At 72.1% G+C, this 15,834-nt stretch carries 18 protein-coding genes and 1 pseudogene; 6 read left to right on the top strand and 13 right to left on the bottom strand.

Annotation, left to right across the window (positions count from 1 at the left end; translation table 11 throughout):
- Positions 1 to 215: 215 nt before the first annotated feature.
- From HJD23_RS07595 to HJD23_RS07605, 3 genes and pseudogenes are all read right to left on the bottom strand, one after another.
- Positions 216 to 530: pseudogene (locus tag HJD23_RS07595) on the bottom strand (sigma factor); the annotation flags it as partial.
- Between the two features lie 18 nt (positions 531 to 548).
- Positions 549 to 761: a hypothetical protein gene (locus tag HJD23_RS07600; protein WP_171110282.1), complete on the bottom strand. Its 213-nt coding sequence runs from the start codon at positions 759 to 761 to the stop codon at positions 549 to 551.
- A 51-nt stretch (positions 762 to 812) separates the two neighbouring features.
- On the bottom strand, positions 813 to 1,220 hold the full coding sequence (locus tag HJD23_RS07605) for a MerR family DNA-binding protein (RefSeq protein WP_171110283.1): 408 nt from the start codon (positions 1,218 to 1,220) through the stop codon (positions 813 to 815).
- Between the two features lie 100 nt (positions 1,221 to 1,320).
- Between HJD23_RS07605 and HJD23_RS07610 the strand changes: the two genes are divergently transcribed.
- The gene (locus tag HJD23_RS07610) at positions 1,321 to 1,470 is read left to right on the top strand and encodes a hypothetical protein (protein WP_171110284.1); all 150 of its coding nucleotides are present in this window, start codon (positions 1,321 to 1,323) and stop codon (positions 1,468 to 1,470) included.
- A 71-nt stretch (positions 1,471 to 1,541) separates the two neighbouring features.
- Here the strand turns inward: HJD23_RS07610 and HJD23_RS07615 are convergent, their stop codons facing one another.
- Positions 1,542 to 2,237, bottom strand: a complete 696-nt coding sequence (locus HJD23_RS07615) for a DUF899 family protein (RefSeq protein WP_171110285.1) — start codon at positions 2,235 to 2,237, stop codon at positions 1,542 to 1,544.
- A gap of 416 nt (positions 2,238 to 2,653) precedes the next feature.
- Here HJD23_RS07615 and HJD23_RS07620 point away from each other — a divergent pair, with 416 nt between their 5' ends.
- Positions 2,654 to 2,974 carry an alkylmercury lyase gene (locus HJD23_RS07620; protein WP_171110286.1) on the top strand — a complete coding sequence of 107 codons (321 nt, stop codon included), beginning with the start codon at positions 2,654 to 2,656 and terminating at the stop codon, positions 2,972 to 2,974.
- Positions 2,975 to 3,079: 105 nt separating this feature from the next.
- Here HJD23_RS07620 and HJD23_RS07625 read toward each other — a convergent pair whose 3' ends face one another.
- Positions 3,080 to 3,775, bottom strand: coding sequence for a hypothetical protein (locus HJD23_RS07625; protein WP_180685466.1), 696 nt, complete (start codon positions 3,773 to 3,775; stop codon positions 3,080 to 3,082).
- Positions 3,776 to 4,079: 304 nt separating this feature from the next.
- On the opposite strand from HJD23_RS07625, the gene HJD23_RS07630 reads away from it, so the two are divergent.
- A complete protein-coding gene (locus HJD23_RS07630; RefSeq protein ID WP_197972355.1) occupies positions 4,080 to 4,652 on the top strand; it encodes a vitamin K epoxide reductase family protein in 573 nt (190 codons plus the stop codon).
- 155 nt (positions 4,653 to 4,807) lie between these two features.
- Here the strand turns inward: HJD23_RS07630 and HJD23_RS07635 are convergent, their stop codons facing one another.
- The 8 genes from HJD23_RS07635 to HJD23_RS07670 form a co-directional block, all read right to left on the bottom strand.
- Positions 4,808 to 6,016, bottom strand: a complete 1,209-nt coding sequence (locus HJD23_RS07635; RefSeq protein WP_171110288.1) for an NAD(P)-binding domain-containing protein — start codon at positions 6,014 to 6,016, stop codon at positions 4,808 to 4,810.
- A 24-nt stretch (positions 6,017 to 6,040) separates the two neighbouring features.
- The gene (locus tag HJD23_RS07640; RefSeq protein ID WP_171110289.1) at positions 6,041 to 7,717 is read right to left on the bottom strand and encodes a radical SAM protein; all 1,677 of its coding nucleotides are present in this window, start codon (positions 7,715 to 7,717) and stop codon (positions 6,041 to 6,043) included.
- A gap of 37 nt (positions 7,718 to 7,754) precedes the next feature.
- Positions 7,755 to 8,504, bottom strand: a complete 750-nt coding sequence (locus HJD23_RS07645; RefSeq protein ID WP_171110290.1) for a TIGR04283 family arsenosugar biosynthesis glycosyltransferase — start codon at positions 8,502 to 8,504, stop codon at positions 7,755 to 7,757.
- On the bottom strand, positions 8,501 to 9,133 hold the full coding sequence (locus tag HJD23_RS07650) for a TIGR04282 family arsenosugar biosynthesis glycosyltransferase (protein WP_171110291.1): 633 nt from the start codon (positions 9,131 to 9,133) through the stop codon (positions 8,501 to 8,503). The genes HJD23_RS07645 and HJD23_RS07650 overlap by 4 nt, the downstream gene beginning before the upstream one ends.
- Before the next feature lie 86 nt (positions 9,134 to 9,219).
- Positions 9,220 to 10,008, bottom strand: a complete 789-nt coding sequence (locus HJD23_RS07655) for an MTAP family purine nucleoside phosphorylase (RefSeq protein ID WP_171110292.1) — start codon at positions 10,006 to 10,008, stop codon at positions 9,220 to 9,222.
- Between the two features lie 48 nt (positions 10,009 to 10,056).
- Positions 10,057 to 11,478 carry a radical SAM domain-containing protein gene (locus tag HJD23_RS07660; RefSeq protein ID WP_171110293.1) on the bottom strand — a complete coding sequence of 474 codons (1,422 nt, stop codon included), beginning with the start codon at positions 11,476 to 11,478 and terminating at the stop codon, positions 10,057 to 10,059.
- Positions 11,479 to 11,588: 110 nt separating this feature from the next.
- Positions 11,589 to 13,004, bottom strand: coding sequence for an FAD-dependent oxidoreductase (locus HJD23_RS07665; protein ID WP_171110294.1), 1,416 nt, complete (start codon positions 13,002 to 13,004; stop codon positions 11,589 to 11,591).
- Positions 13,001 to 13,951: a DUF3179 domain-containing protein gene (locus tag HJD23_RS07670; RefSeq protein WP_171110295.1), complete on the bottom strand. Its 951-nt coding sequence runs from the start codon at positions 13,949 to 13,951 to the stop codon at positions 13,001 to 13,003. Before HJD23_RS07670 ends, HJD23_RS07665 begins: the two co-directional genes overlap by 4 nt.
- 63 nt (positions 13,952 to 14,014) lie before the next feature.
- Between HJD23_RS07670 and HJD23_RS07675 the strand changes: the two genes are divergently transcribed.
- The 3 genes from HJD23_RS07675 to HJD23_RS07685 all read left to right on the top strand — a co-directional run bounded on the left by HJD23_RS07675 (position 14,015) and on the right by HJD23_RS07685 (position 15,774).
- A complete protein-coding gene (locus tag HJD23_RS07675) occupies positions 14,015 to 14,500 on the top strand; it encodes a hypothetical protein (RefSeq protein ID WP_171110296.1) in 486 nt (161 codons plus the stop codon).
- Between the two features lie 188 nt (positions 14,501 to 14,688).
- On the top strand, positions 14,689 to 15,411 hold the full coding sequence (locus HJD23_RS07680; protein ID WP_232107583.1) for a Crp/Fnr family transcriptional regulator: 723 nt from the start codon (positions 14,689 to 14,691) through the stop codon (positions 15,409 to 15,411).
- A gap of 99 nt (positions 15,412 to 15,510) precedes the next feature.
- Positions 15,511 to 15,774, top strand: a complete 264-nt coding sequence (locus HJD23_RS07685) for a hypothetical protein (RefSeq protein WP_171110298.1) — start codon at positions 15,511 to 15,513, stop codon at positions 15,772 to 15,774.
- Positions 15,775 to 15,834 lie beyond the last annotated feature (60 nt).

Raw genomic sequence — 15,834 nt, forward strand, 5'->3', positions numbered from 1 at the left:
ACGCGACGCTCTTCGTGTCCGCGGCGGTGCTGTTCGCCGCATGGTCAGCGCGCTCCGTTCATCCTGCCCCGTCGGCGTCGGCCCGCACGCCGCAGCTCCCGGGGAGCCGGACAGCCGCGCCTCCACCGATGGCGGCCCGGCGGGCCGGACCGAAGGGTCAGGGGGCCTCAGGGAACGTCTCCACCGAGCCCGACTCGATGCGGGCCACGTTTTCTCGACAGGCCGCCGAGCAGCTTGAGGGTGAGCGCGACCTGGGCTTCGGTGGACAGGGCCGGATGGCAGCAGGTGAAGATCAGGCGCAGTCGGTCGTCCGGCACGGGTTCCCTCTCCTCCGGCAGGTCGGGATCGTCGTACTCGGGCCGGAGTGCCGCCACCTCGCCGAGGAGCTCTCGTTCGCGTGACGCGCGCCGCAGCCGGTCGATGGCGGCGTTGCGGGCGGTCGTCGTGATCCACCCGCCCGGGTTGGGCGGCAATCCGTCGACCGGCCACTTGTGCAGCGCCACGGCGAACGCGTCCTGCACCGCGTCCTGTCCTGGCTGCCGCCAAGGTCAGGCCCCGAGCCCGGAGTCGGGCTCGTCCGCGAACGCGGCGAAGGGGCGGACCTCGATCGGGGTGTTGATGGCGGCGGTGACCTTCGCCGCCCAGGCGAGCGCGGCGTCGAGGTCGTCGGCCTCGATGATGAGGCGACCGGAGAACACCCAGGCGCCGGACGAGGCCATGTCGCTCTCGATCGCCCTGAGCTGCCGGTGGGATTCCTGCATCTCCTCCTTGAGTTGGTTTGCTGACGTTCCGTCGCCCGCCCGCCGGTCTGGCTACGCGCCCTCGATGAGCTTGCAGACGGTGACCGGTTCGTCTTCTGTCCGCGCGTCGGCTCGCTGACGAGTGTGGGTGAGGGTTCTGCGCAGCGCGAGGAGGTCGGCGACGGTGGCGTCGATCTCGGCGATCCGCGCGTCGAGCAGGGCGCGGACGGTGGCGCACGGCGGGGTGCCGCCGTCGCGGACGGCGAGGACGTCACGAATGCCGTCCAGGTGCAGGCCCAGGGCGCGGGCCCGCCGGATGAAGATCAGCCGTTCGACATCGCGGCCGGTGTAGAGCCGGTAGCCGGCCGTGCTTCGTTCGGTGGCGGGCAGCAATCCCCTGGCTTCGTACACCCGCACCGCCTTGCGTGTGACCCCGGCGGCCCGGGCGGCCTGCCCGATCGTCAGTCCCGAGAGCGCCATGGCCGCAACCTCCTTCTGCTTCCCATTGTTGACCTTGCCCCTGGGGCCGGGTTCTAGCGTCGCGGGCGTACAGGGGAACTCGACGAGTGAGGTGATCGCCATGCCGTTCCGCGAGGGTGAGGTCTACCGCTGCCCGGATGCGGCCTGCGGGTGCGAGCTGACCGTGACCAAGGGCGCCCCGCCGACCTGCACGGGACAACAGAGCCCGACGTGCTGCTGCGGTAAGACCATGGTCAAGACGACCGAGTAGGTGCCCAGCGGCGCAGCGCGCCCTACGATGCCCTGCGCGCCGTGAGGATGTCCGCACCCCATGCGGGTCGTTCAGCCGCCGTCGGTGCCCGGGCCGTAAAGAGCAGCGATGTCTTCGGACGTCGCCCACCGGCTGTAGGTGGGCGACTGGGGCCAGCCCTCGGGCGAGTCCTGCCATTCCTCCTGACGTCCGTACGGCAGGAGATCGATCAGCGCGAAGGTGTGACTGAGCTGCTCGGTACCCCGACCGTTGGTGTGCCAGGTGCGATAGACGGTGTCGCCGTCGCGCAGGAACACGTTGACCGCGAACCCTCCGTCGGGCGGTGCGCCGACGTCGGCCCCGAATGAGCTGTTGGCCGTCGAGTACCACGCCATCCGGTTGCCGACGCGCTCCTTGTAGGCGAGTGCCTCTTCGATCGGGCCCTGGGTGACGATGACGAATCTCGCATCGTAGTTGTCCAGGAACTCCAGGCGGGTGTACTGCGAGGTGAACCCCGTGCAGCCCGGGCACTGCCATTCCTTGCCCGCGAACCACATGTGGTTGTAGACGATCAATTGCCGCTTGCCTTCGAAGACGTCCGCCAGCCGAACGGGGCCTTCCTCGCTTTCGAGGGTGTAGTCGGGCATTTCGACCATCGGCAGGCGACGACGCTCGGCGGCGATGGCGTCAAGCTCCCGCGTCGCGGCCTTCTCCCGGGCACGCAGCGCCTGGAGCCGGTGCTCCCACGTTGCGGCGTCGACGACGGGTGGTAGTGCGTGGGTGGTCATGGTCCCCTCACAGAGCTCGTGCGCAGCTTTCGCGTGTACAGAGGTAGACCCCACCGGACCCCGGAACTCATCGGTCGCCACAACAGACCACTCGCCGGCCCGCACCGCCTGCGGGCCCCGCAGCCTCGCCGGGCTTCCGCTTCTGATCCCAGGCGGGGAGCACTCGTTGCGTGTCTGGCCGGTGGCCGCGGGGGTCACGTCGATGGGCGCAGGCAGTGACGGCGGCTGATCCGGCGCCGTGGGCCCGCGTGGCCCGCCCGGCCCGGTCCTCGAGGCGGCGCCGATGAGCGCGAGGTGGCTGAGTGCCTGGGGCATGTTGCCCAGGGACGCGCCGGTGGCCGGGCGGTGCACTGTGCCACCAGGGCCCAGGCGCCTACCGTGGTTACGAGGTCGGTCCTCGCCCGAAGGGGGAGCCCATGAAGCTGACCGTGCTCGCCGTACCGGACTGCCCGAACCTCGCCCTGCTTCTCCGCAGGCTGGAAAGGGTCCTCCCGGATGCTCGCGATGCCGCCCCGGTCTCGGTCCGTGTGATCACGAGCGAAGTCGAGGCGGCCGGCTGCGGGATGCACGGCTCCCCGACCCTGCTCATCGACGGCCAGGATCCCTTCGCGACTCCGGGCGTCGCCACCAGCGCCTCCTGCCGGATCTACCGCGCCGCCGACGGACGCGCCGAGGGTGCGCCCAGCATCGAACAGCTCAGGGGGGCAATCCATCGAGCGCAGCAGCCTGGACGGTGACTCGTCGCCGTGCGGACGAGGGTGGGGGTGCGCCGGTTTTGTCGGATCCATCCGGCCCGACTTGGTGGCGGCGACGAGCGGCCGTCGATCATCCAGGCTTCCTCGTCAGCGGGCTGCGCGCGCTTGCGGGGGATGGACGGCGAACTGGAGGTCCGCGCACTCACCCTCGTTCTTGGGGACGGCCGGTGGGTGCAGGAACGTGGTGCAGCCGCCCGCGTACGAGCCGAGCTGCTCCTCGACCTGCCCGGAGATCTTGGGCCCGTGGCTGCGCAGGACCAGGTGCACCTCCGCACCCTGCGTCTCCTTCAGGGCCGCCCCCGGGTTGACCTTGGCCAGAAGGTCCTCGCGCGAGGCGTCCCGCACTGGCAAGTGGGTGTCGATCCGGGTCGTGCCGGAGGCGTCGGCGACCTTGCCGCCCCCGTAGACGGCATGGATGTCGGCCGCCTTGATCGTGGCGGTGTTCATCGGGCCGCGCGGGTCGCCGCCGACGAAGATGTCGTCCTCGTTGCACGGCTGCGCACAGTTCTCGGGCCGGTTGAACACGACGATCCACAGGGTGTAGGCGTGGTGGGCGCGGAGCTGACCGGTGCGGAACGTGGCGCTGATGCCGGATTTGTCGCGGGCCAGCGTGGAGGTGCCCACCGGGGTGTCCAGGCTTCCGTCGGCCTGATCGGCGAAGGTGAAGATCTCGGCGGTGCCGTCGGATGTGGGCGCCGCCGTCGCGGTGACAGGCAGCAGCGGGATGCCGGCGAGCGTCGCGGCCAGGAGTGTCCCGGTCACGCGATGGTGCTGTCTTGGCATTGGCCTGCCTCCTTCGAGTTCCGCGTGACAAGCGGGCTGCGAAGCCAGGGTGAAGCGGGGTTGCGGGATCGGGAGGGGTGTCCAGGATCCGGCCGCCAGGGGAAGGTGCACCAAGCGGGAACACGGCCGCTGCCCCTATCGTAAGGTCGGCCCAGCCTCACCGCAGCCAGGGAGAACGCGCCCCTGCGCGCCACCGGGATCAACCGCCCGGTAACGGAATCGGTCGTTTTCGAGCTGATCCGCGGGGTAACCGGTGCGTGGCCACGATGTACGCGAGGGCCCGATTGATGGGGATGAGGCCACCGTGAGCACACACCGACGACTGCGGGCGGCTGACGTACGCCCCGCCCGCCCCGGGATCGGACGGGGAGCGTCACGCCACGCCGAACGGGTCAGTGATGATCTGCGACTGGGCCGTGGGGACTTCCTGGCCCGGCGCCGCCGTCTGGCTTTGCTGACCACCACGGGGATCGGTGCTTTCGGCGTTGTGGCGCTGTACCAGTTCGGGGCCGTCTCCCACGTGCCGGAGATCCCGCTGCCGCCGTTCGACGCGGACCGGGTGGACGCGAGCGGCGAAGCCTACGAGCTGGGGAAGACGCCTGACGCCGCCCTCGGCATCGTCAGCGCCGGACTGACGTTGGCTCTGGTGGGCATGGGCGACGGCGACCGCTGGAACCGTCGGCCCTGGATCCCTCTGCTCCAGGCCGGAAAGGTTTTGGCAGACGCGGGCGGAGCCACTCTTCTCTTCGCCGAGCAGGTCACCAAGCACCGTCGTCTCTGCTCGTGGTGCACCCTGGCGGCGGCCCTGAACCTGGCCGCCGTGCCGCTCACCTGGCCAGAAGCGCGTGCCGCGTGGCGGTCTGTGCGGGGCCGATGACAGTCCGGGACAGCGGCCCGCGTCTGTAGCGAACTCGAAGCCATGCGGGCACTGTTCGGCGTGGCGGGACGCCGCTGAGTGCGCTGCTGCTCGGTGCCGCGCCGCAGGATCATGCAGTACGGGCAGCCCGGGCTCGTCGCCCGGTCGGGCTCCGTTCAGGGTGCCGCCGCTTCTTCGGCCGCACGCGCGTGCGCCGGTGCGGTGTACGCGGTGACGATCTGGTCGACCTGCTGGTAGCCGGTGCGCAGCAGGAAGGTGTTGAGGCGGCCGTAGGACTTGACGCCGAGGATGAAGAAGTCCGCTTCGGGGGTCCGGAGTTGGTCGATGCCGGGGGCGGGCTGTGCCAGGCAGTCGGTGCTCGCGCCGGAGGCGGCGAGGAGGGCGGCGGAAAGGGTCATGGGGGCGCCGGTGGCGTAGCACTCGTGGACCTGGAGCTGGCGGTGGAGGGTGTGATCGCCGGTGTAGCCGGTGAGGGACACGACGTGGTCGGCGAGCACCTCGCGGAGGCTGGTGGTGGTGGCCAGGCGGACGCGGATGCGGTCGCCCTGCGCGTGGAGGGATCGGACGTGGGCGCCGGTGTGGACGGTGACGCGCTCGCATGCCCCGTCGGCCAGCGCCAGCGAGGTGTCGACGAGGTCCTGGCGTGCGGGCAGGGTGTCGTCGGGTACGGCGCCCCAGTCGGGGGCCGCGCTGCGGACCGCCCAGACCAGTCGGGTGCCGGGGAGGGCGGCGAGGTCACGGGCGGCGGTCTGGGCGGACTTTCCGGCGCCGACGAGCAGGACGGTGCCCCGCCAGCGGTCGCGGTCGGCGGTGTCCGGGATGGTGCGCGTGATGCGGTGGTTTAGGGCGCGTTCGCCGGGGGCGGGGATGCCGCCGTCGCCGAGGGTGTTGGGGTGGGCGTAGGTGCCGGTGCAGTCCAGGACCAGGGTCGCCGCCGCGGTGTCCTCGCCGTCGGGGGTGTCGAGGAGCAGGGTGAAGGGGGCCAAGGCGCGGGCGGTGGTGCCGATCTGTTCGTGTTTGAGCAGGCCGGTGCGGCCGATCGCGGCGACGCGGGTGCGGTAGCGGATGCGACCGGTCAGGGCGGGGAGTTCGGCGACCGGCTGGAGGAGCCGGGTGACGAGTTCCGCGCCGGTGGGACAGGCGCCGTCCTGCGGTACGTCGCCGAGGTGGGCGCGCATCCGGTGGGAGACGTTCAGTTCCCAGGGGGTGAACAGACGGACGTGTCCCCAGGCGCGTAGGTGCGCGGCCACGGCATCGGAGGTTTCGTAGACGGTGAACGGCCATCCGGCGTCGGCGCAGGCGAGAGCGGCGTCCAGGCCGACGGGGCCGGCGCCGAGGATCGCGACGTGCGGGGTGGTGGGCATGGGCTGGTCCTCCCGGGACGAACGTCAGATCGCGCAGTGGACGGGCCGGGGCAGGCTGCCGTCGGCGAGGCGGGCGGTGAAGAAGCGCTCGGTCACCAGCTGTTTGCCCTGCTCCAACGGGGTGCCGGCGGGGGCGAGATGCAGGTCGGGGCTGGTGGCGAGGTCGGCTCCGGCGGGGTGCCAGTGCAGGCCGTCGGCGGTGACGGTCAGCTCCGGGACGGAGGAGTCCTCGCCGATCTCGGCACCGGTGTCGGCGAAACCGCGGCGCAGCAGGGGGCGTACGGCGAAGTGGTCGCCCGGTAGACCGAGTTCGGCGAGGAGGGCGGCGACGGCCGGGATCTCGTGCGTGTTCTCGGGGGTCTCGGTGAGCGCGACGCGGGGCGGCAGGCCGAGGTCGATCAGGTGGCGGATGCCGTCCATGGTGCGGTGCCAGGAGCCGGTGCCGCGGTGCAGGTCGTGGGTGTGCGGGGTGGCGCCGTCGAGGGAGGTCTGGACGGTGAGCTTGCGGTTGGCGAGGCCGGCCAGGCCGTCCGCGCGGCGGCCGCGCAGCAGCATGGCGTTGGTCATGACGACGGTGGGCAGCTGGGCGGAGGCGTGGTCGAGCAACTCGACGATGCCGGGGTGGAGGAAGGGCTCGCCGCCGGTGACGTACAGCTCCGTGAAACCGGCCTTGACCGCCTCGTCGACCAGGGCGCGGAACCGGTCCGCGGGCAGGGTGCGCGGGGTGGTCTTCGGGGAGGAGGCGACGGCGCAGTAGTCGCAGGCCAGATTGCAGTGGAAGTTGGTGTAGAGCCACAGGCGGGAGGGGAAGTACGGGCTGCCGAACAGCGGTACCACCGGGCGGTCACCGTCCAGGCCCTGACCCGGGTCGGGGGCCCAGCCGTCGGCGGCGGGACGGAAGCCGGTGGGGAGGGTGGAGCGGTACAGGTGGTAGCGGCCGCGGGCACGCTCGTGCGGCGGCAGGATCTCCAGGCAGGTGGTCCACCAGCCGGTCTCGATGGTCTCCACGAACACCTCCGGCAGGCCGGCGGCGCGCATGGACGCGGCCTGGGCCTGCCAGTCGTACGCGAGCGGGACCAGCTCGGCGGTCGCGTGTCCGTCGTCGAGGTCGAGGAGCGCGTACCAGACGTTGCGCTGCCCGTCGTTGGCGGGTTTGCCGAGGACACCGACGTTGACGGTGAGCGTGTCGCCGGTCCGCCGCTGCCAGGGCAGGCCGCTGTGGGTGCACAGGATGACGTCCGCGCCGGACGCCGCCATCCGCTGCCGGTGCTGCTCCTCGGGCAGGGACTCCCACCAGAAGTCGTTCAGCCCGAGCGTGGAGCCGTGCACCATGTGCACGTCGACGCCGTCGATCGTCTCCCGTCGCTCGGTGGGCAGCTCGCCCATCCAGGCGGCGAAGGCGCGGTCGGTGGTGGCGAGGGTGTGGTCGTAGACGATCTGGGCGAACTCGTTGTCCTTCGGGTCGCGGTAGCCGCAGCCGCAGTCGGTGTCGCCGCGGGCGATGGCCACGTCGTAGTTGCCCGCGACGCAGATGATGTCGTTGCCGGTCAGGATCGGCCACAGGGCGTCGACCTCGGCGCCGAAGCCGCCGAGGTCACCCAGGCAGTACAGCCGTTCGGCGCCGCGGGCGCGGGCGTCGTCCACGAAGGCCCGCAGGGCGTAGGGGTTGCCGTAGGGGCCGCCGCAAACTGCGATCCGCATGTCAGATCTCTCCAAGGTGGCACGGACACGGTGACGGTCACGGGCTGGAAACCCTCCGGGGGCCGGCCGCCTTCCGTCCGCGCCGCAGGAGCCGGGGCGGGCCGGCGGCGTAGCGGCGGCGGATGCGCTCGGGATCGACGCCCGCGAAGTACAGCAGCTTCAGGTACTGCATGAAGACGATCATCCGCCACACGCCGTGCTCGACCAGGCGGCGCGCGGACGCAGTGGACGTGGCGGGCAGCACGGTCAGGGGGCCGCGGCGGGCAAGGCGGCGGGACATCTCCAGGTCCTCCATGATGGCCAGGTCCGGGAAGCCGCCGAGCTCGTCGAAGACGCCGCGGCGGATGAACATCGCCTGGTCGCCGAAGATGTGCCGCAGATGGCGGGCGCGGGCGTTGGAGGTGTACGCCAGGTAGTTCAGGCCCGGGCTGCGGCGGTCGAAGCGCAGGGTCAGTCCGCCGCCGACCACCTCCGGGCCGGACATCGCGGCACGGATCTGGGTGAGCGCGGCCGGGGCGATCTCGGTGTCGGCGTGGACGAACCACAGCACCTCGCCCGAGCAGTGCCGGGCCCCGGCGTTCATCTGCTTCGCCCGGCCCCGCTCGCTGTGCACCACGGTGGCGTGCGGGGCGGCGATCTCGACGGTGGCGTCGGTGGAGCCGCCGTCGACCACGACGAGTTCGCAGTCGGGGAAGTCGCGGCACAGGCGGCCCAGTGCCGTCCGGATCGTGCGTTCCTCGTTCAGGACGGGCACGATGATCGACACCGGCAGGGTCGGGGGTGTCATACGTTCTCCGTCGGTTTGAGCTGAGCCGCGATCCCGGGCGGCAGCGCCGGGTCCGCCGGTAGAGCGGCCGCGTCCTCGGGCGTGTCCAGGTCCCGCAGGGGCGTGCCGAGTTCGGTGCGCAACCCCGCGTCGTCGGCGAGCGCGAGGGTGGCGGCCAGGACCTTGTCCGCGCTCCACAGGGCCGGGTCGAGGGCGAACAGTCCGGTGTGGGGGGCGCGCAGGCCGATCAGGTAGTAGCCGCCGTCCAGCGCCGGGCCCAGCACCACATCCCGGGTCTCCGAGGCGGCGTGGGCGGAGGCCACGTGGTCCCCGGTCAGAGTGGGCGCGTCGGTGCCGACGACCACCAGCGGGCCCGCGCCGTCGGCGAACGCGTCGGTGACGGCGGCGGCGAGCCGCTGCCCGATGTCCGCACCGCGCTGTACGAGCAGACGAACACCGGCCGGTGCCAGGTGACGCCCGTCGTCCGGGCCGTCGTACGGCGTGTGGGCCAGGTAGGTCCGCAGCCCGCAGCCGGACACCGTCTCCAGGGTGTGGCGGATGAGTTCGGCCTGCAGGGCCGCGCACCCCTGCGGCCCCAGCAACGGGTGCAGCCGGGTCTTGACCGTGCCCGGCCGCGGCGCCTTCGCCATGACCACGACGGCGGAAGCGGATGGCAGTTCATGAGCCGAACCCGTGGACGACGTGAGCGGAACCGGTGGACGAACGGGTGGCGGGCTCATGAGCCGAACCGGTGGACGAACCCGGCGGGTGCCACCGCTTCCAGCCCTGCCACCGCATGGCCGACCAGCTGGGCGAAGGTGTCCTTGCTGGCCGCCATGCGCGCCAGCAGTGCCTCGACCGGCTCGGGTTCGGGCGCGACGCCGTTGGCGAAGTCGGTCACGAAACCGACCAGCGCCAGGGGCAGTTCGGCCTCCCCGGCCAGGACCGCCTCCGGGCCGGCGGTCTGGCTCACGGCCGTGACGCCGGCGGCGGCCAGGGCGGCGATCTCGGCGCGGGAGTTGAAGCGCGGCCCGTCCACATGCCCGTACACACCGCGCGGGACGACCGGCGCCCCGGTCTGCGCGGCGGCCGCGATCAGCGTCTGGCGCAGCGGCTCGCTGAACGGGCGGTCGAAGATCCAGTGGCCGCGGCCCGCCTGCCCCGGGGTGTCGTACCAGGTGCACGCGGAACCGTCGGGCAGTCGGTTGGAGGGGAAGTACAGGTCGTCGAAGACGACCAGCGAGCCGGGCGCGGCGGCCGGGTCGACGGCCCCGCACACGGTGAGCGAGAGCACCGCGTCCACGGCGAGGGCGCGCAGCGCCGCCAGGTTCGCTCTGTGGTCGACCTGGTGCGACAGGCGGTGATGGCCCACGCCGTGCCGGGACAGCTGCACGATCTCAGCCCCTTTGAGGCGCCCCTCGGTGACCTGGACCCCGCCGTACTCGGTGCTGACGGTGCGGGTCGTGGCATCCTCCAGGTGGGGCCAGTCGTAGCTGCCCGAGCCGGTGATCACGCCGATGCGCATCCGGGTTCCTCCCCTTGTTCCATGCTTCTTCCCTGCGGACGTGCGGACTTACTTCTTCCTCGGCTTCTGTCCCGCGGACGTGCGGACTTCGACGATCGGCAGCAGTGTGCGCAACTCGGCGTTCTCCACCGGGTCCAGGACCGAGTGCTGCACACAGGCCGGTACCAGGGTGCCGTTCTCCGGGTGGGCCATGGAGTACTGGCAGGCGGCCAGCCGCTCCTGCGTCTCGCGCAGCCTCGGGTCGTCGCTCGTCTCACCGCGCTGCATGAGCTCCCAGGCCGGGGCGACGTCCGCGGCGTCCATGAACATGTGCATCACGAACGTCACGGGCCGCACGCGGAAGCCATGGCGCACCAGCCTGCCGACGCCCACACGGCGGACCGTGCGGCCCAGCCAGGTGAGCGCGACGGCAAGGGTGACGGGGTGGCGAGCGACGACGCGCAGCAGCCTGGCCGCGAGCACAGCGGGCGGCGTGCCGGTGAAGTTGACCTTGCCGAGGTAACGGAAGAAGGCGTCGCGTACGGCCAGGTCACGCGGGTCGTCGCCGTCGAGGAACGGGAACCAGCGGCCTCCGGCATAGAAGCCGTAGGCGGTGCGGTTGCAGCGTACGTCGCCGTTGTGGAAGACGTTGTGGTCCAGACGGGTTCCGGCGCCGCGCTCGATCTCGGCCCACACCGCGTCCGGGGTCGCCGTCCGGTACTGCTCCTTCCAGCGCCGCTCGTCCCCGACGAACGCCGCCGGCTGGAAGGAGAACATGCCGTAGCCGGCGGCGTGGTTGGCGCGGATGACGTCGGCGACCTCGTCCAGGTTGCCCGGGGTGACGGTCATGTTGTGGGCGAGGAAGAAGCGGACCCCGTGCTCGCGGCGCAGCCGCACGAACATCTGCGCGAACCGCCTGCGGTGGGGGTTCAACGCCTGCTCGCTGGGCGGGCGTTCGATGCCGCGCCGCCCGTACATGAACTTGTCGAAGTGCGCGGCGAACGACAACCGGGTGAACCGCCTCCTGCCGTCCGGGCCGAGGGCCAGCCGTTCGAGGTAGGCGTAGTCGAAGTCGCCGTGGGTGAAGCTCATCGGCTCCCGCCCGTGCTCCCGCATGATCTGCAAGGTCGCGGCGTGGTCGTCGGGCGCCAGCAGGCTCACCTCGCCGCCGATCAGCTGGGTGTGGGCGCGCGGTCCGCGCAGCCTGCGCAGCAGCCCCATCTGGGCGGCGACCTGCTGACGGGTGTGCGGGCCGTCGACGCGGACGGCGTTGGCGTCGCGGGAGTGGTAGCAGGGGGTGCACTTCAGGTCGCACTTGGGAAAGACGCCGTGGGTGCCCTCGCAGCCCACCCCGTGCTGTCCGATGATCTGCGCGGGGGTCTTCACGCCGTCCGGCAGCTCGGCCCAGCGGCGCTCCATGGCCGCCACGAACTCCGGATCGTACGGGCGGGTGGCACGCTCCAGGGCGCGCAGTCTCGCGACGATTCCCATCAGTTCTGCTCCTGCCGTGCGGGCGTGGTGAGGGCGGCCGACGCATGTATGGGTTCCACCGCTGCGCAGGCCGGGCGGCGTCCGCTCCCGCGCAACAGCCGGAGGGAGGGTCATCGCCGCATCCTCCTGCGCAGCCCCAGCAGGCCGCCGATGACACCCCGGTTGCGGGCGAGCCTGGGGTGGACGTCGAGGAGCGCGGCGAGCCAGGGCCCGTCGGCATACGTCGGGTAGGGGTGGACCGTCCTGGCGTACTGCGAAGGCGTCCAGCCCAGCCGGACCGCGGCCGCCAGGTGTGCGATCGTCTCCCCCGCACGCGGTGCGACCACCGTGGCGCCGGCGATCCGGCCCCGCGGGTCGAGCACCAGCGCGGTGAAGCCCTTGGTACGGCCGTCGGCGACCGCCCGGCCCACCCGGTCGTGCTCCAGCGTGCGCACCTGCACCTGGCGATCGTCGTACCGGGTACGGACTTCGGCGGCCGTCAGCCCGACGCGGGCGACCTCGGGATCGGTGAACGTCACCCAGGGCACCGCGTCGTGGCCGGTGCGCCGCCGCACGCCGAGCAGGGCGTCGGTGGCGGCGGCCGCCCCCTGCACTCCACCCAGGTGCGTGAACGCGGATTGCCCGGTCACGTCCCCGGCCGCGTAGATCCTTCGGTTGGTGGTGCGCAGCCGGTCATCGGTCGTGACCTGCCCGTCCTCGTCCAGCTGCACCCCGGCCGCGTCCAGGCCGAGCGCGGCAGTGTTGGCGCGGCGCCCGGTGACGGCCAGGAGTGCGTCGTACGGCAGGCGGCCGCCGGGGCCGTGCACCGCGTCGTCGGCCACCTTTTCCGCCCGGTATCCGGTCAGGACGGTGACGCCCTCCGCCGCCGGCCGCTCCCGCACCACCTGCCCGGCGCGCGGCTCCTCGCGCGGCAGGAGCCGGTCCACGGCCTCGACGAGGGTCACCCTGGCGCCGAGGCGTACGAACGCCTGCCCGAGTTCGCAGCCGATGGGGCCGCCGCCCAGCACCACCAGGCGCTCCGGCAGTGTGCTGAGCTCCCAGACGGTGTCGCTGGTCAGCGGGGCCGCCTCGGCCGGCCCCGGCACCGGCACCAGGGCCGGGGAGGATCCGGTCGCGACCACCGCGTACCGGAAGGACACCTCCCGCTCCCCCACCGCGAGCGTGCGCGGCCCGGTGAAGACGGCCGCGCCGTACGCCACTTCCACGCCGAGCGGGCGCAGCGCCGCGACCGAGTCGTGCGGCTCGATCGCCGCGATCGCCTGCCTCACGTGCCCCATCACCGCCGCGAGGTCGGCGGATCCGGTGGGCGCGTCGAGGCCGTACCGGGCACCGCTGCGCGCCGCCCGCACCTCGGCCGCCGCGTGCAGCAGCGCCTTGCTGGGCACGCATCCGGTCCACAGGCAGTCCCCGCCCAGCCGGTCCCGCTCCACGAGCAGGGTCCGGGCCCCGAACCGCCCGGCGGTGCGCGCCGCCGTGAGCCCGGCGCTGCCACCGCCGATGACCACCAGGTCGTATGCGCTGCTCATGGGTCGGGGCCCTCTCCAGCTCTCTCGGTCCTCCGGTCCTCGGCGGTCGGATGTGCCGGACGGTTGCGGGGCGGTCCGCGGCACCGGCAAGGGAACCCGCGCGCCGCGTTCTGCATGGCGTCGAGGAAGTCGGCGGGCTCCCACCGGTCGCCGACGCGCTGGAGGACCCGGGCGGTGTCGAGCCGGTCGTCCCATCGCGCGACCACTTGCGTGCCCGCGACCTCGGCGTGCACGGACTTCGCCGTGCGGACGACGTCCTTGTGGATCGCCAGCCGCTCCTGGCCGACCCGCACTCCGATCACCACGTCCTTGTCGGGGAAGCGGTCGCTGGTGGCCAGGACCGGGAAGAACGGGCCTCCCTCGGCGTAGTAGCCACTGCGGTCCGGGTACGAGCCGTAAGGATCGCTGCCGTAACTGCGCAGGGCCCCGGTGTCGGTGGACAGCACCCGCGTGTCCGGATGCCCGGTGCGCCACTCCTTCCACGTGGTCCACACCAAGGGAACGGTGTCCAGCCTCGTGCCCTTGAGCGGGCCGCTGATCGCCTGGCCGAGCAGCTGGGGCCACTCCGAGCCGGTCTGCCGGTCGTACATCAGCAGGTTGGAGTTGACGAGTTTGCCCATGGTGCCGAACGTCAGCTCGGGCGTGCCGGGCGGAGCCGAGAATCCGATCACGGTGCCGGTGAGCGGGCAGTAGGTGATGGCCAGCGGCTCATCACCCACGATGTCGTTGACGATCTCGTGCCACACCAGCACCTGCTGCGGGTAGGCCCGGACCTCGCCGCGATGCTCCAGGCCGAACACCGGCTCGTCGTCCGTGAGGAAGTCCGCGTCACCCGCCGGGACGAACCGGGGCCGGTCGACGGAGGGGATCCCGTTCTCGCCCTCTGACCAACCCCGACGGCCGCATCCTCTACCGGCCGGTACGTAAGCGCCGTCACATACCTGCACATGCCACCCGTCCTAGCGTCCGGAGTGACAGTCAGGAACCCGCAGCGAGAGGACTTGAAGATCATGGCCACCACCGTTCGGGTATCCCCAAGCACGGCGGTCATCCCGGTCCACGCGGTGTGGGGTGCCGCGGCCGGTCTGGTCGGCGGCATCGGGTTCGGCATCTGGATGTCGGTCTCCCGGCCGATGATGGACACCGCGATGATCACCATGGTCGCCGGTCTGCTCGGCTCCACCAACGCCTTTGTCGGGTGGCTGATCCACCTGGGCATCTCCGTCTTCGCCGGGATCGGGTTCGGCGTGCTGCTGGGCCAGTTCGCCCAGAAGATGGCGCCCGCCGTCGTGCTCGGGCTGGTGTACGGCGCCGTGTGGTGGTTCCTCGGCGCACTGTGGATCATGCCCGCCAACATGGGCATGCCGGTCTTCGAGTGGAACGCCGTCACCAGCTCCAGCCTCGGCGGCCACCTGGTGTTCGGGCTGCTGGCCGGCCTGACCTTCTCCGGCATCGCCCAGATGACGGGCAAGCGCACGGGCCCGGCAGGAGAATGACGCCGATCCCGCCCCCGCGGGCCGACGGCCCGGACCCGCCGCATGGGGGTGCTGCACCGCGCGGCAGCGCCCCGGACGGGGGGCCGGTGCCCTACTGTCTGGCCGAGAGCGCCGACGCGCTGGGCAGCCCGGCATGGGGTGCGGCGCCCCCGCCCTGGGCGCCGGGACGACGCGAGGAGACACGCCGCATGATCGACGCCGGGCCGGACGCCGACGCCGACGCCGACAGGACCTGGTGCCTCGCCGAGGTCGACATCTTCTGCGACCTGTCCGAGCCGGAAATGGAGGCCATCGCCGCCGCGGCACCGATGAAGACCTACGCGGCCGGGGAGATGCTGTACACCCCGGCCCAGCCCTGCGAGGTGCTGTTCATCCTCAAACGCGGCCGGGTCCGCATCTTCCGGGTGTCCGCGGACGGCCGCGCCCTGACCACCGCCATCATCTCCCCCGGCACCATCTTCGGCGAGATGGTGCTCCTCGGGCAGCGCATGTACGACAGCTACGCCGAAGCCATCGACGACGCGGTGGTGTGCGTGATGAGCCGCGCCGACGTGCACCGCTTCCTGCTGGCGGACGCCCGCATCGCCGCCCGCATCACCGAGATCCTCGGCCGCCGCCTGGCCGACCTCGAACAGCGTCTGTCCGACAGCGTCTTCAAGTCCGTCGCCCAGCGCATCGCCACCACCCTGATCACCCTCACCACCGCCCAACCCCCGGCCGGACCCCTGCGGCCCGGCGCCCGCCACCCGCAGATCGCCCTCACCCACGAACAGCTCGCCGCCCTCGCCGGCACCTCCCGCGAAACCTGCACCAAGGTCCTGCGCGACCTCGCCGACCGCCACCTGATCCGCCTCGCCCGCGGCCGCATCACCGTCCTGGACCCCGACCGGCTGGAAGACGCGTCCGGATAGCCGCACCCCGTCACACTTCCGCGAGCCCCCGGCCAGGTCGAAGCCGCCGTCCCCCGCTCTACCGTGAAAACTTCTCATCCCCCCGCCAGGAGCCCTCGCATGCGTGCCCTCCTGATCGCCCCAGCCCTGCTCACCGCCACCGTGCTCGCCCTGACCGGCTGTGGCACGGAGACCGACAGCACGGCATCCACGGGTCCAGCGGCCAGTGACAGCGGCCCCACGGCCACGGCACCCGGTACGCCGAACAGCCCCTCGGACGCCGACGGCGCGTCGGTACCCGCCGCCCTGCGCTTCACCGGCACAACGATCGACGGCAAGCCCTTCGACGGCGCGACGCTGGCCGGGAAGCCCACCGTGCTGTGATTCTGGGCGCCCTGGTGCCCCACCTGCCGGGCCCAGGCACCCGAAACAGCCGAGGTCGCC

The sequence above is a fragment of the Streptomyces sp. Z423-1 genome, from assembly GCF_013009255.1.
Lineage (GTDB): Bacteria > Actinomycetota > Actinomycetes > Streptomycetales > Streptomycetaceae > Streptomyces > Streptomyces gossypiisoli.

What these genes read in the sequence shown, in the direction of transcription:
- HJD23_RS07625 (WP_180685466.1), bottom strand. Translation starts at nt 3,775, where the DNA reads ATGCCAAGACAGCACCATCGCGTGACCGGGACACTCCTGGCCGCGACG.
- HJD23_RS07655 (WP_171110292.1), bottom strand. Translation starts at nt 10,008, where the DNA reads ATGCGCATCGGCGTGATCACCGGCTCGGGCAGCTACGACTGGCCCCAC.
- HJD23_RS07665 (WP_171110294.1), bottom strand. Translation starts at nt 13,004, where the DNA reads ATGAGCAGCGCATACGACCTGGTGGTCATCGGCGGTGGCAGCGCCGGG.
- HJD23_RS07620 (WP_171110286.1), top strand. Translation starts at nt 2,654, where the DNA reads ATGAAGCTGACCGTGCTCGCCGTACCGGACTGCCCGAACCTCGCCCTG.
- HJD23_RS07675 (WP_171110296.1), top strand. Translation starts at nt 14,015, where the DNA reads ATGGCCACCACCGTTCGGGTATCCCCAAGCACGGCGGTCATCCCGGTC.
- HJD23_RS07600 (WP_171110282.1), bottom strand. Translation starts at nt 761, where the DNA reads ATGCAGGAATCCCACCGGCAGCTCAGGGCGATCGAGAGCGACATGGCC.
- HJD23_RS07645 (WP_171110290.1), bottom strand. Translation starts at nt 8,504, where the DNA reads ATGACACCCCCGACCCTGCCGGTGTCGATCATCGTGCCCGTCCTGAAC.
- HJD23_RS07650 (WP_171110291.1), bottom strand. Translation starts at nt 9,133, where the DNA reads ATGGCGAAGGCGCCGCGGCCGGGCACGGTCAAGACCCGGCTGCACCCG.
- HJD23_RS07610 (WP_171110284.1), top strand. Translation starts at nt 1,321, where the DNA reads ATGCCGTTCCGCGAGGGTGAGGTCTACCGCTGCCCGGATGCGGCCTGC.
- HJD23_RS07605 (WP_171110283.1), bottom strand. Translation starts at nt 1,220, where the DNA reads ATGGCGCTCTCGGGACTGACGATCGGGCAGGCCGCCCGGGCCGCCGGG.
- HJD23_RS07640 (WP_171110289.1), bottom strand. Translation starts at nt 7,717, where the DNA reads ATGCGGATCGCAGTTTGCGGCGGCCCCTACGGCAACCCCTACGCCCTG.
- HJD23_RS07685 (WP_171110298.1), top strand. Translation starts at nt 15,511, where the DNA reads ATGCGTGCCCTCCTGATCGCCCCAGCCCTGCTCACCGCCACCGTGCTC.
- HJD23_RS07680 (WP_232107583.1), top strand. Translation starts at nt 14,689, where the DNA reads ATGATCGACGCCGGGCCGGACGCCGACGCCGACGCCGACAGGACCTGG.
- HJD23_RS07635 (WP_171110288.1), bottom strand. Translation starts at nt 6,016, where the DNA reads ATGCCCACCACCCCGCACGTCGCGATCCTCGGCGCCGGCCCCGTCGGC.
- HJD23_RS07615 (WP_171110285.1), bottom strand. Translation starts at nt 2,237, where the DNA reads ATGACCACCCACGCACTACCACCCGTCGTCGACGCCGCAACGTGGGAG.
- HJD23_RS07660 (WP_171110293.1), bottom strand. Translation starts at nt 11,478, where the DNA reads ATGGGAATCGTCGCGAGACTGCGCGCCCTGGAGCGTGCCACCCGCCCG.